Below are 15,206 nucleotides of genomic sequence, written 5' to 3' on the forward strand. Positions count from 1 at the left end.
CAACCGCCTGCGCTATAGCAGTGGGTTCAGCCGACCGCTTTGGCGATCGCAGGAACCATTCGGTCGATCAGAGTCTGGGTGGACTGGCTCGTCCACACCCGGTATGCCTGGACTGCTTCCGGTTCGTCGATAACGACGATCGTTGCCGAGGCGTTGAGCAAAGTTGGTGGGAGACCACGCAATCCACCATTGCCGGCCTCACTATCCGATCTGATAGCGATGACCACATCGATTGGCTGTGAGACAGAGAATCCGGATTGCAATGTGCGCGGTGATTTCTCGTTACCTATCGGCTGATAGGCATCGCTGTACCGAAAACCTATATCGCGCAGAAATTTTGCTTGATCTGAGCCGTCTAGCGTCACTGAAATCGACGAATTCGATATGTTATACGCAGCGACGGTTTTGTTGGAGAATTCGGGATGTTCAGTCCGAACGGACGCCAAATCTGTTGAAGCAGAGGAATTGCCGCGGACAACGATCAGGTACGCGCCGACTGCGACCAGCAGGGCGGTGACCATGCCAACGGCAGCTAGGAGCCTGCCGCGGCGCTTACGGACCGTTGGTTGGAACGCGCGCTGGTCGGTGGTGTCGGTCGGCGACCTCCGCACAGTCGTTTGGTCGGAGGGCGGTCGGCTCTGATCGACGACTCCGACAGCGGTGGCAGTGTTGTGGAAGTTCTGTGTGTGGTTCGGGGTCGTAGCGAAGTCGCCCGTTTCAGGTGCTCTGTCGGTGGCACGCCCGAACAGAGCTGCTTCCGCATCCCGTACGAACTCGCGACAGCTGCCATAACGATCATCGGGTGACTTCGCCATGACCTTGGCGATCACCCTGTCCAGCGCAGGGGGAAGATCCGGTCTCACGGTAGCCAAGCTCGGTGGCGGCTCATGGATATGGCCCATCATCACCACCGCGGGCATCGTTGACGGGTACGGGTTCTGCCCGGTCAACAGCTTGTAGAACGAGCAGCCAAGGCTGTAGATGTCCGCACGATGGTCGAGTGCCTCACCGACAAGCTGTTCGGGTGGCGCGTACGCGACCGTCGCCATGAAGTTGCCTGTCCTGGTCAGGTCTTGACCATCCTCGGCAGATTTGGCCACGCCGAAATCGGTTAGAAACACGCGCTCCTCGTCGCCGTCATCGGTTCTGGACAGCAGGAAGTTCGCCGGCTTGACGTCACGGTGCAGCAGGCCACGCCTGTGCGCGTAGTCGAGGCCCTTACCGATCTCGGAGACGATCCGTAGAGCGCGCGGCGGGGTCATCACCTGAGGCCCCTTCCTCGCTTCCTCTGCGGCATCGGTGCCATCCACGTACTGCATCGCGATCCACAACTGACCGTCTTCCTCGCCGCGGTTGTAAACCGCGACAAGGTTGGCGTGATCGAGAGCGGCCGCTAGGTTCGCTTCGCGCTCGAACCGGGCGCGGAATTCGGCGTCGGTGGACAGGTCGGGGCTGAGGACCTTAAGCGCGTCCTGCCTTGGCAGACTGGGGTTTTGGGCCAAGTAGACCGTGCCCATACCCCCGCTACCGAGGACGTGAAGGATGCGGTATCCACCGATGATCGCGCCGGGCCGCAATCGCATCTGACACTTCTCCTGTCGATCATTCGCCGAGACGGCACTAGTCCTGGTTCGCGAGTAGCAGGTATTGGGCAGCGGCTTTTTGGTGCAAAGCCTGGATCTGGTCGGCCTCCACGATGGCCACGTGACGGCCGATGGTGAAGTAACAGGTCGGTGCCATCAAGGAGTAGGTGACGAACGGGTCGTCTTCATTCTTCTCGAAGCACTTGGCATCCGGCATCCCGGGAGGGCTCGATGTTGGTTTGTACTGCCAATCGACCTGCGAGAGTTGGGCTGCGAGCAACCTGGCCGCGGCGTCGTCGTCCTTCGCGCGAAAGACCCACGAATCGCCCCGGGAAATCAGGTCGACGCCTGCGTCATCGAAGGCCTGCTGGTCGAGGTCGAATCGTTCGCTCAGATGGATGCCGGCTTCGACCGGATAGACGCCGACGACATCGTCCTCGGCCAGCCCTTCGTCGGCGGCTTCGTCGACCGGCAGGGTCCGGGCGAACAGACCGTCGATATCGGCAGGTAATGCAGGTATCTCGTCGACGGCTGTCGGCTGATACCCGTTCAGTAGCTCGATCTGCTTGTCGAGAACCTTTTTCGCCATGTCGACGGCTGGCCTCGGGTCTTTCGCAGGATTCAGCCCTGACGTGCTGTGTACGTAGATGAGGTAGGCATCGCGGATGTGCCATGTGCTCACCGAACCGTAGGGGCTGGCAAAGCTGCGAGCAGCTGAGTATGAAGGGATGTCGAGCGGCTTGTACTCAGGGTACTTTTTCAGGAACGCGTCGGGAAGGACACTCTGGGCGTGCTTGGCCTGGTCCGGGGTCTGGAAGCGCAGAACTCGGAGGCTGACATTTTCGCCCAGGCCACTTTCCTGCCTGCGTTGAGCACCGGTTCCCCACCCCACTACCAGGCCGGGAACTACCGCATTGAAGTTCTCGACCACGCTCACGTCCTCGCGATGAGTCGGCGGCTGCAACGGTGTGTATCGACGCCCCTGGATGTTCTGGCTGTAAACAAGGCGGTTGTCAATGTCCATGATGAGCGGGACGTGTTCCGCCAGCCTCGCTGCTTCGCGGTTCATCCCCGATGAGGGGGTGGCCAGCTCGTCTCCGGTCCGAGGCGTTGTCGGGTAGTTTCCGGGGACGAGTTGTGCTGTATCGACACCGCCCGCCCCGGCGTCGTTTGCGTCGGATTCGCCGCATCCGCTGATGAGCGTGGTTGAAATGCCGAGCGCTAGAATGGCAACGCAAAGTCGCGAATTCACAATACGCATTCCTCGATCACTGGACCTTCGAAAGGATGGCGTATTGGGCAGCAGTGCGCTGATATAGCAGCGGATCGATTCGTCCGCCGCTCATTCCCCAAGAAATGAGCCTGGCGACATACCGGCCGTGAACGATGATGCATTCAGTTTTCGTATCGAATACCGGATCATACTGGTCACGGCTGACGCAGCGCGCGTCGGCAATCCCGGGTGGACTCGGAACCTCCTGATCCAGGTCGCCGAGTTCGGCGAGCGCTGACTGGAGGTGAAAAGCCGACTCGAGGTCCCGGGTCCTGTATAGGGTGCCCTCGATATGGGCGACCAGGTCAACACCTGCTTCCGTCAACACATGCTCCATTCGGGCAGCGTCGACGTTCAGATGCCGCGCGCCTGCCGCATCGAAGATTCCGCCCTTGAAGGCATCGTTCTGGGCGGATAGATCTGTCGCATAGGTCTTCGGCGACTTGACCGCCAGTCGAAGGATCCCGTCGGGATTGGTGGGAAGGTCCAGAATGTCGTTCGGCGGAGTGGGTTGCAGTGCTTCGACCTTGGGCACCTGCTGATCGAGCAAGCCGGCCAGGGTCTGACCAATCGAGTGGGGATCAGCCTTGGGCCACGTCAGGGAGCTCACGATCACGTAGTGACCGGAACTCTTGAACAGATAGCCCTTCGTATCTCGCGTGGACGCCTTGACGTCGTTGTGTCCGGGAACGGTCAATGGTTTGCGATCGGGGGCGGTTTCAGCCAGCACCCGGTCGAAGTCATTCGCTGCTGTCTGTGCGGCAGATTCCGACGGAAATCGAAGAACAGCGACCGACATGGCTTTGTGAGCGCGCAGACTCCCGTTGGAACGTCGCGTGGATACGCCGGCGAACATATGGTGTTGATTCGCTACTGGCTCGAATGCTTTTGGCAAGATCTCATCATCGAACGATCGCCCGGTTTCGAGGAGGCGCGTGCTCTCCAGCAGAGACATGTCTTTATCGACGTCGTACGGAGACACCAGGTAGCTGAGCATCCGACGTGATTCGATACGGTACACATCAGTGTCCATCCTTGACGTCGCATAGACGTAATCGTGCGGCTCCTTCGGAAACTCGCCGTAATCCAGCTTGTCGAGGTCGACTACGGCCATGCCTGGAAGGGCCTTTCCCTCGATGGAGCCGCCGCAACCTGCCGAAGCCGAGGCCAGGGCAATAATCGTGGCGGAGGCCAGGAGTGCACGCCTTGTTGCGTTCATCGTGTTACTCATGCTGTCCCTTACTCGCTGATGAGCAAGGCGTATTGTGCCGCGGCCTTTTGATGCAGGTCTTGAATCTGCGGAGACGACACCTGAGCGACATACGGGCCGGCCTGAATCACGCACTCGCTTTCACGGGGTTCTCCAGAATCGTGAAGGTAGGTGAAGCACTCGATGCTGGTGTCGACACCCTTCGGTGGGGACGCGATTCGTCCCTTTCCTGGTTCTGTGGTGGAGGGTTTCCACTCGTTCCAGAGCTCCTTCGCCTGCTCGACACTGCCTGCGCGAAAAACGAGGCTGTCTCCGACTCCGATAGCTTGAATGTCTGCTTTGTTCACGAAGTCGAGAGAGTGCAGGGTCAGTGAGTGGAATGCGCCTCTGCTCCGGTATGCGCCGCTCGGTGTGACCAACGTCGAAAATGTATCGCTACCCCGGGGGAGGGTTCGACCCAGAACGCCGTCCGGGTCGATGGGGACGGACCCCTGCTTGTCCGCCGGTGTCGGATCGAACTGATCGAGCAGGGGAATCTGGGCGTCGAGAGCCTGTTCGACGTGTGCAACAAGTGGCCCCAAATTCGGCGGGATGGTGTCGTCCACGTACTTGAGGAAGATGACGTACCTGCCGTGCGTTGTCCAACTGCCGATCGATGATACGTCTGGACGCCAGTGGGCCTTGGTCTCAGGGTATTTCGGTATTGCGACCGGCTGGTTCTGGGCGTTGTAGGTGAAGTCGTCGTGCTCGAGTGCAGGACCGACCTGTGCCGCCGCCTCAGAATTGGAGAACATCATGACCGCCACGTGCAATGTTCGGCGCGGTTCATCAACGGCACCTGCGGTTGTCCATGAGTTCATCCAGCCGGCGACAAGGTTATCGGTGAGATCATCGAATGTGTCATTGATGACCAGGTCGGAAAGTGCCTTGCTGTTCGCTACTACGTTGCTTTTCATCCCGCGCGTCGGGTCGTGTTGGACGTAAGCATCGTCGATCTCGAAGGGCAACAGGACGAAATCCGCGAGGCGTTGCGACTCGCGGATGAGGGCTTGTTTGTCGTTCCTGGCATTCCCGAGCTCGACAGGCTTCGCCTGATAGTTGCCGACGTCGAGATTGGAAAGGTCGGGCTTCGCGGTGGCTGCCCTGCCCTCGACTTCGCTTCCCCCGCAGGCTCCGAGCGTTACCGCCAGTGCTCCTGACATTGCCACGGCGCCGACCGTTTTGATAAGTGTGGATCGCGCAGCATGGATCATGTCCTCCCCCTTGTGATCGTAGGTCCGGACGGATACTACTTCACCTGTGCTCGCAGGATCGGAACGAGCTTCTGCAGTAGCAGCGGCTGGCTGGAGGAGGTCCAGTTCCGAAAGGCGTTGACGGTGGCGGGATCGTCGACGACGATCACCGTCGCGGTGACGTCGTTGATGTACGGGTCGAGGCCGGAAAGGCCGCCGCCGCCCGCGCCTTCGTCGCTGCGGATGGCGATGAGGTAACCGGAGTTGATCTTGGAGAATGTGGTGTAGCGGGTGTCCTTGGTCACCGGGCGAGGGGTTGGCTCGTCGCCGGCTTTGGTGAAGGCGGCGTTGTAGGCGAATCCGAGACCCTGAAGGAAATTCGCCTGGTCGCTCGGCGTCAGGTACATGGCGAGCTGGTTGTCGTAGGCCTTTCCGCCGCTGACGTCGACGACCGTGACGGACTTGCCCTCGAATGCCGGATTGTTCTGCCGCGCCTCTTCGATGGAGCCGGGTGCGGCGGCGGTAGTCGACGTCTCGCTCGGCCCCGCGGGGGTGTCTCCGCCGCTCAACGCCCAGATCCCGATGCCGGCGGCCAATGCCACAACGACGACAGCGGCCGCGGCGGTCAGTAGACGGGCGCGGTTTCGCCGAGGTTGTGTGCTGGTCAGAGACGGCATGGACTGCGTGGGCACGTGCGCCCGCGGGTCGGTGGGTGGGCGGGTCTGCTCCGCGGTGTTGTTGACGGCGTAGCGGGGCCAGCTGGGTTCCTGGGCGTGGGGGCCCGAGGTGTAGCCGAGGGTGCCGGTGGGGTGCTGGTGGGCGCCGGAGGTGTAGCTGGGGCCGGGGGCGTGCGGGATAGAGCCGGAGAGGACTCGAGCTGCGGCGTCGGTGAATTCGCGGCAGGTGTTGAAGCGTTCGGCCGGGTTCTTGGCCAGGGCGCGGGCGAAGACCTGGTCGATGGCGGGTGGCAGGTTGCGGTTGACCGCGGTGGCCCGTGGGGGTGGTTCGTGCAGGTGGCCCATCATGACCATGGCGGGCTGGGTTGCCGGGTAGGGGTTCTGGCCGGTGAGCAGTTTGTAGAAGGCGCAGGCCAGGCTGTAGATGTCGGCGCGGTGGTCGAGCCGGCCGCCGGCGAGTTGCTCGGGGGGCGCGTAGGCGATGGTGGCGACGAAACTGCCGGTCTGGGTGAGGTCGGTGGTGTCTTCGGAGGATTTGGCGACGCCGAAGTCGGTGAGCAGGACGCGTTCTTCCTCGTCCTGCTCGGCCGAGAGCAGGAAGTTCGCCGGTTTGACGTCGCGGTGGAGCAGCCCGCGACGATGCGCGTAGTCCAGCCCTTTACCGACCTCGGTGACGATGCGCAGCGCGCGCTGCGGGGTCATGGCGCGCGGATCGCGCTCGAGTTCGGCGGCGGCGTCGGTGCCGTCGACGTACTGCATGGCGATCCACAGCTGGCCGTTTTCCTCGCCGCGGTTGTAGACCGACACGATGTTCGGGTGATCCAGTCCGGCGGCAAGGTTCGCTTCACGTTCGAACCGGCCCCGGAATTCGTTGTCGGCACTGAGGTGCCCACTGAGCACCTTGAGCGCGTCCATCCGGGGCAAGCTGGGGTGTTTGGCCAGGTAGACGGTGCCCATCCCACCCGCGCCGAGTACGCGCTGGATGCGATATCCGCCCACGATGGTGCCGGGGCTCATCGCCATCTCGCGGTCTCCTGTCTTGGCTGGTTCGGCATCGGGGTGCCGGCTGGGGCGGACGTTCTTCGGAGCATAGTGGGCGGCAATGGAGCCGGGCCGTCGTCGGTGGTGGCGCTACTGGTACTGGCTGTTGGCGAGCAGGGCGTACTGCGCGGCCGCCCGCTGCCGGACATCGATCGGCTGGCCGCTCTGCACCTGGGCGACATAGCGGTCGTAATGGACGATGCAGACGTACTTCTGATCGGAGTCGTTGGGGTTGGCGTCTTCCCGGCAGCGGGCGTCCGGAACGTCTTTCGGTGCATCGATATCCGTCCACCGGCTCGCCGTGAGCCGGGAACCGGCGAACTTCGCCGCGGCATCGGCGTCCTTGGTGCGCCATAGGTAGGTGTCGTCGGCGAGGGCGATGCTGTCGACACCGCTGTCCTGCATCGCCTTCTGCACGTCGGTCGGCTCGCCGACCCAGTGCAGCACGCCCCGTGGTTTGAAGGTGCCGACAGTGCCTGCGGCGGGTGCGAAGAAGAATTCCTCGGAGGTCAGGATGCGCCGGAGCATTCCGTCGGGATCGAACGGCAGCTCCAGCACCTCACGCTTGGACAGGGCAGGCAGTTCCTTCAGCAGCGGGACCTGGATGTCATAGGTCTTCTCGGCCAGACTCGTCAGCGAGTCCAGGTCGGGGCTCGGCCAGGTGACCAGCAGTGTGAGCACGTAGCTGCCGACGGCCATGGTGGTGCCGAGCGAGGGAATGCCCGGCCGCCAATGGGAGTGGGCGTCGGGGTATTTCTTCAGCGCGACCGCCTTGTTCTGGTCGGGCGCCACCGCGAAATCGGTTTGGTCGAGGTCGCGCGCCGCGGCCTTGGCCGCCGCCGCGTCCGGGAATTGCAGCACACCGATGGTGACCGCCGTTTCGCCGATTGATTTCTCCCGCTTGGCGCGGTCGGCGGAGGTGATGCCGAGGCCGAACATGAACTTGTGCCGTTCCAGCACCGGACCGTTGACGTCGGCGAGTAGCTCGGTGGCCGCTCGGGCGTCCTCGAAGCCCTTCGCCCCGCGGTTGTACTTCAGCTTCGGGTCCACATCGATCCCGTTGATGACGCTGTCGGACAGCCGCATGATTGCCAGCTCGGTGCCGCCGACCAGGCTGTTCAGGTATTCCCACCGCATATCGAGTGGGGTGACCGGGTAGCTGCCGATATCGAGTCCCCGGACATCCGGTTCCCCGGGAACCGCGGTGCCCGATACGGCCGAGCAGCCGGTCAACACGGTGGTCGCGGCGATGGCCACCGCGGCACACCGGAGGGTCGATGTCCTCATGATGCTTCGAATTCGCATGTGCCGCAGTCCTACTGGGAGTTGGCCAGGATGGCGTACTGAGCGGATATCCGCTGCTGGGCGTCCAGCAACTGTTCGGCGCCCATGAACGCGTAATAACGGTCGTAGGTGACGTGGCAGTAGAAGCGAATCGCGCCCTGGGCCGGCCCCTTGTACTCGGTGCAGGTGGCCTGGGGCAGACCCTTCGGCGAATCCGCGCTGCGGAAGAACCGGTTGAGCTGGGAGGACTTGTCCATCAGCTCTTGTGCCGACGCCGCATCGGCCGTCCGGTACAGCTCACCCGCGTCGTGCGCGACGCGGTCGACGCCCGCGGCTTCGAGCTCCTGCCTACGCTGGACCGGGTCGGTGGGGAAGTGCAGGGCGCCGTGCAGGTCGTAGGTGCCCGGCACGTTCAGGAACGAATCGCCCTCAGGGCGGCGCAGCGAGATCGAGCGCATACCGTCGGGATCGATGGAGTTCTCCATCATCTTGTCCGGCGGTGTGGGCTCGAATTTCTCCAGGGCGGCGCTCGTCGCGGTGATGGCCTTCTCCGACAGCGCGGACAGGCCGGGCAGGTCGGACTCGCCGAGGAGCTTGTTCTCGTAGTTCGAGACGATGGTGACGATGACGAACCGGTCCTGGGCCAGCCAGGAGGCCAGCACCTGCATGCCGGGCTGGTATCGCACCTGGGCCGCGGGGTGCTCGTCGAGCTTCGCCGGTTCGACGGGATACTTGTCGTCGTCATAGAACCCGGCCCGCGACAGATTCGCGGCGGCGTCGGTCGCCGACTTCGCATCGGAGAAGATCATCACCGAGGTCGACAGCGTGTAGGCGAGGCTGTTGACCTTGTTCGATTGCCCGGTCGCGGAGAACCCGGAGATGAACCCCTTCGCATCGTTGGCGAAGTTGTCCTCCTTGATCCACCGGTGGATCGGACTGCCGTGGGACTCGTCGGGGAGCAGGAACGGGCGCACCGCACCCGGCGGCTGATACACCAGCTTCGGGTCGATCTCCACCGGTAGCGGTATGACGTTGCCGAGGCGCTGGGCCTCGACGAACCGGGGGACGTCCTTGTTCTTCGGTGCGCCGAGCTCGCGCGGGAGCGTCGCATAACCGCCGACATCGAGCTGGGTCAGATCCACGGCCGGTTCGGCGGCCTCGGTGTCGGATCCGCAGCCCGAGGCGGCCAGAGCGCAGGCGAACAACAGGGCGACCCCGGCCCGGAAACGGTGCGATCTCGCGGTGAGCTGCACGCTCCCCCCTTTACTCGAGTGTGTCAGCCGGATAGTACTGCACCGGTGGGACATGCGAACGTGTTCGCCGAAGGCCTCCGGCGCCGATCAGAGCCTGCTGACGAACCGCGGGTAACCGGACCGGTGTTGTTCGCATTGCAATACTCTGGTCTGGTGGCGACGATCCAGCATTCCGATCCAGGGGAGGGCCGATACCGTTGAAGGATCGGCAGGTCGAGGTGGTCGCCGGTAATCATGCGGCGGCCCGGGTTGCGGGTGCCGTGGTGGTCGTGGCGCACCGGGATCGGGGGAAGCCCACCCAGGAATCGCCTGCGGTTCGAGCGCTGGAATCGCTGGCCGAGCTGGTCAGCGACGCGGCCGAACAGCAACCTGCCGGGCCTGGCGCGTTGGTCGCGCGTAACGCGACGCGCTGGTTGATGAAGGACGCCGAACAGATCAGCCCCGGCCGTCCGATCGATTTCGGGATCCTGTCACATGCCGAGAACGGCGGGGTGGCGATCTTCCTGCACGGCGCCGTCACCGCGGTGCTCGCGGGGGAGCAGGTCGAACGGTATCGGGGCAGCGACGCGGCGTTCACCGTGGACCGGGTGGCGTCGGTGCCGTCGAAGGCGGTCGCGCTGTTCGTCGACGACAACGGTGGCCGAGTGCCCGAGCTGCCCACCGAACGTGGAATCGGCTGGCTGGTGGAAGGTATCGCCCAGGCGGGCGGGGTGATCGTCTGGTCCGATGAGGTGCGTGCCCATGCGCCGCGCCGGGCCGGCGCCGAACACACCGGGGGTGGCTCGCATCGGCGGTCGGCGCCGCCGCCACTGCCGACCGCACGCATCGACCAGGAACGTTCGCCGGAACCCGCTGCGGCGCAATCGGCGCCGGCGGATCCGAACGCGACGCCCACCCAGGCTTCGACCTCGATGCTCGACCTGAGCGATGGCGGGCAACCGCCGGAAACGACCGAAGAACGCGGCACCGACCCCTCACCGCGGCCCGATCCGCAGCTGCAGCGGCGGTTGGAGGCCACCGCCCGAGCGACCACGCTCGCGGTCAAGGTGATGGGATTCAAATGCGCGCGGGCACATCCCAGCGATCCGCGCTCGGCGTTCTGCACGGTCTGCGGGATGCCGGTCGATCAGACGCAGGCATTGAGCGAGGTGGTCCGGCCGCCGCTCGGCATGCTTGTGCTCGATGACGGGATGACGTTCATGCTCGCCGCCGACGCCGTCATCGGGCGCGATCCGGAGCATTCCGAGCAGGCCCGCCGCGGTCTGATCCCGCTCAAGATCGAGGACAACTCCGGTGGGATGTCGCGCGCGCACGCCGACATCGTGCTGGTCAATTGGGATGTGACGCTGGTGGACCGCGGATCGACCAACGGCACCCGCACCCGGGTGGCCGGGTATCGCGACTGGGTGCGGCTGCCACCGAATCAGCCGATGGTCTTGCTGCCGGGTACCGAGATCATGATCGGCAACCGGGTGCTGCGCTTCGATCCGGCGGCGCCGCCACCGTTCGGCTGACGCTCAGGAGTACCGCGACATGCAGGTGGTCTCGCCGTTCAGCACGCCGGCGCGGAAGGCGTCGACCCGGGCGAAACCGCTTGGCACGGTCTGCCCCTTGATGTCACTGGCGGCCAGCCCGTCGGTGAGCAGCCCGGACACCGCTTCGTCCAGATCGCCTGCGGCCAGGGTGATATCGCCTTCCGATGGCGGCCTGCCCGGTTCGGCGAGCTTGCCGGTGACCACACCGGACAGGCACGCCGAGCGCAACCCGGTCTTGGCGCCGACCAACTGCTGCCCCTGATCGCGCTGCACGGCCAGCGCGTAGCGGGCGATGAAGACGACGTAACCGTTGTAATCGCCGGTCACCTTCACCGGCAGCGGATCATCCGGGTCGGTGTCGGAGGTGCCGCGTTCGGCCAGGCCGGGGATGTCGGTGGCGATGGTATTGCTGGCGGGGCAGTAGCTCACCGGTTCGGTGGTGGTGCCGTTGCTGCAGTCGACTTGCGCGCCGTCGTAGCTGTAGGTGGGGTCGCCGTCGATCGGCAGGATCGCGGCCAGCGCCTTGCTCAGCTCGATCAGGTTCTCTTTGGTGATCGGGTATTCGCCGCGGTTGGCGTCGCCTTCGAAGCTCTGCGGCAGATCGCCACGGCGGCGCTCGATTTCGTCCATGTCGATGGCCTTGCAGCCCTTGGGGCCGTCGGTGAATCCGATCTGTACGGCGGTGACCCGCTCGAACGCCGAACCGTGCACGCTCTCCGGATCATCGGGGTCGGAGTCGCGGATAGCGACGGTCGCCGCGAGCACGGAATTGAGGCCGTCGGAGGTGTTGATGGTGAAGTGCTTCGACTTACCTTCGGCGACATGGCGCATGAACGCGCCGGCAAAGCAGTCGGCCTGCTGTTCCTTGACGATCACCGGGTCTTTGCGGTCGACGATCTTGGACATGGTCTGGATGGCGTGCCCGTATTCGTGTGCCAGCACCATGACCACCGACATCTTGCCGAAGGTTTCCTCCATGGTCGGTAGCAGCAGCGCACGATCCCAGCCGATGGAGTTGTCGAGCCGGCAGTAGGCCGCATTGACAAGGCGGTAGGTGGTTTCGGTGCAGAACTCGACGGAATCGTTGCGGCCGGCCTTGGCGCTCCAGGAGACCAGCTTGTCGACCGGTTCGAACTCGCCCTCGAATTCCTCGGGGTACACCTCGGCCCAGTAGGCCTGGATGTCCTCGACAGCGTTGAGCGCGAGGGTGTCGACCTCGCCGCCGTCGCCGTTGCGTGCGGTGAGCTCGCTGTCGGGGACCTCGGGGCGCGGGCCGCTCGGGCCGCTGGTGGTGGGCAGGCCTGCCACCTTGAACGGATCGTCGTAGATCGAGACGGCCCGCCCGTCCACGGATCGGGTGCATCCCACCAGCGCGGTGACCGCGCACAGCACGGCGATGATGACGGCGGTCGCACGACGTTGCCGCATCGGTTCCTCCCCCTCGTCGGCCGGTCGGTCGGTGTTTCGGTCGCCGGAACGGGGCATGGCGCATCGGGGGCACCGCCGATGTCCGGGTGATGGAATAGTATCCGCTGCATGTCTTCACCGGGGGCGCAGACCATCACCGTGCGCCATGATGGAACCGAACGAATTTTCGATTCGAGCCAGCAGGTCACGATGGGCCGCGCGCCGGAAGTGACCCTCTTCGTGGACAGTCCGCTGGTCTCACGGGTACACGCGATCTTGGCCTGGCAGGGGGGTGCCTGGGTGCTGCGCGACAACGGCAGCACCAACGGTGTGTTCGTCGACGCGGCCCGGCTCAGCCGGCCCGTCTCCATTGATCGGCCCATGCAGGTGCGGCTCGGTGACGCGATCACCGGGCCGCTGTTGCATCTGCTGCCCGCGGCGCCTCGAGCTCGTCCGCCGCAGCATCCGTCGCAGCCGCAGCATCCGGTGCAACCGCCGCGTCAGGGGTTACGGCCGCCGCCCGCGCCGCCGCAGCGTCCGCACTCCGGTCCGCAATCGGGGGCGAGCCGGATCGCCGGATTCCACAGTGCGCCGCAGCCGCAACCGGCGGCCCCCAACGTCAATATCAATATGACGACCAAAGCTGATACGTCGTCGCTGCCCCCGGTGCGGGCCAGGCCGTCGACCTCGCCGATCGCGCGCGCGGACCGGTTGCCCGCCGGCGGACTGGCGATCGGCCGTACCGCCGACAACCAGATCGTGGTCAACGATCCGCTGGCCTCGCGCAGGCATGCCCGGTTGGTGGCCGGCTCCGAAGGCCTGACCATCGAGGATCTCGGCTCGGCCAACGGCACCTTCGTCAACGGTGTCCGGCAGCAGCGAACAGTGCTGCGCGAACGCGACATCATCACCATCGGCAACGTCGACTTCGTGGTCCAGCAGGGCACGCTGGTGCATCGGCAGCGTCCGGTCGCCGAGCAGGGCCTGCATGTGCACGGGGTCGGGTTCACCGTCGAGGGCAACAAGCAGCTGCTCGTCGATGTCAATCTGCAGGCCGGGCGAGGCACGCTCACCGCCTTGATCGGCCCGTCCGGTGCGGGTAAATCGACGCTGTCGAAGCTCATCGCGGGCAATACCCAGCCCTCGGGCGGTGTGGTCACCTTCGAAGGCCGCAACCTGCACGCCGAATACGAAGCGCTGCGGTCCCGTATCGGCATGGTCCCGCAGGACGATGTGCTGCACCGGCAGCTCACCGTGCGCCAGGCGCTCGGCTTCGCCGCCGAGCTGCGGCTGCCGCCCGACACCTCGAGCGCCGACCGGCACCAGGTCATCGACGGTGTGCTGAAAGAACTTTCGCTCACCGAGCATGCCGATACCAGGGTGGATCGGCTCTCGGGTGGTCAGCGCAAGCGGGCATCGGTGGCGCTGGAACTGCTCACCGGTCCGTCGCTGCTGATCCTGGACGAGCCCACCTCCGGCCTGGACCCGGCGCTGGACCGTCAGGTCATGGTGATGCTGCGCGAGCTGGCCGACGCCGGCCGCGTCGTCATCGTGGTCACCCACTCGGTGGCCTGCCTGGACATGTGCGATCAGGTCGTGCTGCTGGCCCCCGGCGGTAAGACCGCCTACGCCGGCAACCCGGCCGGTGTCGGCAGTGCGCTCGGGACCAGCGACTGGGCGGAGATCTTCGCCAATGTCGCGGCGAACCCGGATCAGGCGTTCGCGGCGTACCGGTCGCGGCAGGCGTTCATACCGCCGCCGCCTCCGCCCGCGCCGATGCGGCACGGCGCGATGGGCAGTCCGCCGCAATCGAGCGGGTGGCGCCAGTTCTCCACCTTGGTACGGCGGCAGGTTCGATTGATCCTGGCCGACCGCGGGTACCTCGCGTTCCTGGTGATCCTGCCGTTCGTGCTCGGCGTGCTGACGCTGGTCGTCCCGGGTGAGAACGGATTCGCGCCTGGACCGCAGGTGCCGGTGCCCGGGCCCAATGGCGAGCAGATCTTCGTCCACCAGGGCGGCGGCGAAACCCAGCAGCTGCTGGTGGTTCTCGTGCTCGGCGCCTGCTTCATGGGTTCGACGCTGACCGTGCGCGACCTGGTCGGCGAGCGCACCATCTTCTTCCGGGAGCGCGCGGTCGGCCTGCTGCCCTCGGCCTACGCCATGGCCAAGATCGTGGTCTTCAGCGTCGCCGCCCTGTTGCAGTCGGCGGTGCTCATCGGCATCGCGCTGGCGGGGAAGAATCCGCCCGGCGCGGGAGCGTTGATACCGTCCGGCAGCCTCGAACTGTATGTGGGCGTCGCCTTCACCGCGGTGTCGTGTGTCGTCGTCGGCCTGGCCTTGTCGACGCTGGCCAAGTCCAACGAGCAGGTCATGCCACTGCTGGTGGTGACGATCATGGTGCAGCTGGTGATGGCCGGCGGCATGATCCCGGTGACCGATCGCGTGGTGCTCGAGCAGATCTCCTGGCTGTTCCCCTCGCGCTGGGGTTATGCGGCCGCGGCGTCCACCGTCGACATCCGCACGCTGTTCGCCAACGCTCAGCCGGACACGCTCTGGGAGCACAGTGCTGGCATCTGGCTGCTCGACATCGCGATGCTCCTGGTGGTGACCGCGATCCTGTCGGTGATCACCTGGCACCGCCTACGACTGAAGAAGTCCGCGTCATGAGCGGGCGTGTCGTCGCCGGTAGCGGCCGGTCTGCCGGTGCGCCG

At 64.9% G+C, this 15,206-nt stretch carries 10 protein-coding genes; 2 read left to right on the top strand and 8 right to left on the bottom strand.

Annotated features, from left to right (window positions below; translation table 11 throughout):
* Positions 1–26 precede the first annotated feature (26 nt).
* The 7 genes from GV790_RS18400 to GV790_RS18430 all read right to left on the bottom strand — a co-directional run bounded on the left by GV790_RS18400 (position 27) and on the right by GV790_RS18430 (position 9,553).
* Entirely contained in the window at positions 27–1,583 is a 1,557-nt protein-coding gene (locus tag GV790_RS18400; RefSeq protein WP_163814563.1) for a serine/threonine-protein kinase, read from the bottom strand.
* A 37-nt stretch (positions 1,584–1,620) separates the two neighbouring features.
* Positions 1,621–2,844, bottom strand: a complete 1,224-nt coding sequence (locus tag GV790_RS18405; RefSeq protein WP_163814564.1) for a DUF7373 family lipoprotein — start codon at positions 2,842–2,844, stop codon at positions 1,621–1,623.
* Positions 2,845–2,851: 7 nt separating this feature from the next.
* Positions 2,852–4,087 carry a DUF7373 family lipoprotein gene (locus GV790_RS18410; protein WP_163814565.1) on the bottom strand — a complete coding sequence of 412 codons (1,236 nt, stop codon included), beginning with the start codon at positions 4,085–4,087 and terminating at the stop codon, positions 2,852–2,854.
* A gap of 8 nt (positions 4,088–4,095) precedes the next feature.
* Positions 4,096–5,319, bottom strand: coding sequence for a DUF7373 family lipoprotein (locus GV790_RS18415; RefSeq protein ID WP_163814566.1), 1,224 nt, complete (start codon positions 5,317–5,319; stop codon positions 4,096–4,098).
* A gap of 35 nt (positions 5,320–5,354) precedes the next feature.
* Positions 5,355–6,998: a serine/threonine-protein kinase gene (locus tag GV790_RS18420; RefSeq protein ID WP_163814567.1), complete on the bottom strand. Its 1,644-nt coding sequence runs from the start codon at positions 6,996–6,998 to the stop codon at positions 5,355–5,357.
* A gap of 108 nt (positions 6,999–7,106) precedes the next feature.
* Positions 7,107–8,273, bottom strand: coding sequence for a DUF7373 family lipoprotein (locus tag GV790_RS18425; protein WP_163814568.1), 1,167 nt, complete (start codon positions 8,271–8,273; stop codon positions 7,107–7,109).
* A 59-nt stretch (positions 8,274–8,332) separates the two neighbouring features.
* Positions 8,333–9,553 carry a DUF7373 family lipoprotein gene (locus tag GV790_RS18430; protein ID WP_163814569.1) on the bottom strand — a complete coding sequence of 407 codons (1,221 nt, stop codon included), beginning with the start codon at positions 9,551–9,553 and terminating at the stop codon, positions 8,333–8,335.
* Between the two features lie 197 nt (positions 9,554–9,750).
* On the opposite strand from GV790_RS18430, the gene GV790_RS18435 reads away from it, so the two are divergent.
* A complete protein-coding gene (locus GV790_RS18435) occupies positions 9,751–11,067 on the top strand; it encodes an FHA domain-containing protein (RefSeq protein WP_163814570.1) in 1,317 nt (438 codons plus the stop codon).
* 3 nt (positions 11,068–11,070) lie between these two features.
* Here GV790_RS18435 and GV790_RS18440 read toward each other — a convergent pair whose 3' ends face one another.
* Entirely contained in the window at positions 11,071–12,516 is a 1,446-nt protein-coding gene (locus tag GV790_RS18440; RefSeq protein WP_163814571.1) for a metallopeptidase, read from the bottom strand.
* A gap of 108 nt (positions 12,517–12,624) precedes the next feature.
* Here GV790_RS18440 and GV790_RS18445 point away from each other — a divergent pair, with 108 nt between their 5' ends.
* Positions 12,625–15,162, top strand: a complete 2,538-nt coding sequence (locus tag GV790_RS18445; RefSeq protein WP_175585939.1) for an FHA domain-containing protein — start codon at positions 12,625–12,627, stop codon at positions 15,160–15,162.
* Positions 15,163–15,206 lie beyond the last annotated feature (44 nt).

The sequence above is a fragment of the Nocardia cyriacigeorgica genome (assembly GCF_010858045.1).
GTDB classification, from domain to species: Bacteria; Actinomycetota; Actinomycetes; order Mycobacteriales; family Mycobacteriaceae; genus Nocardia; species Nocardia cyriacigeorgica_E.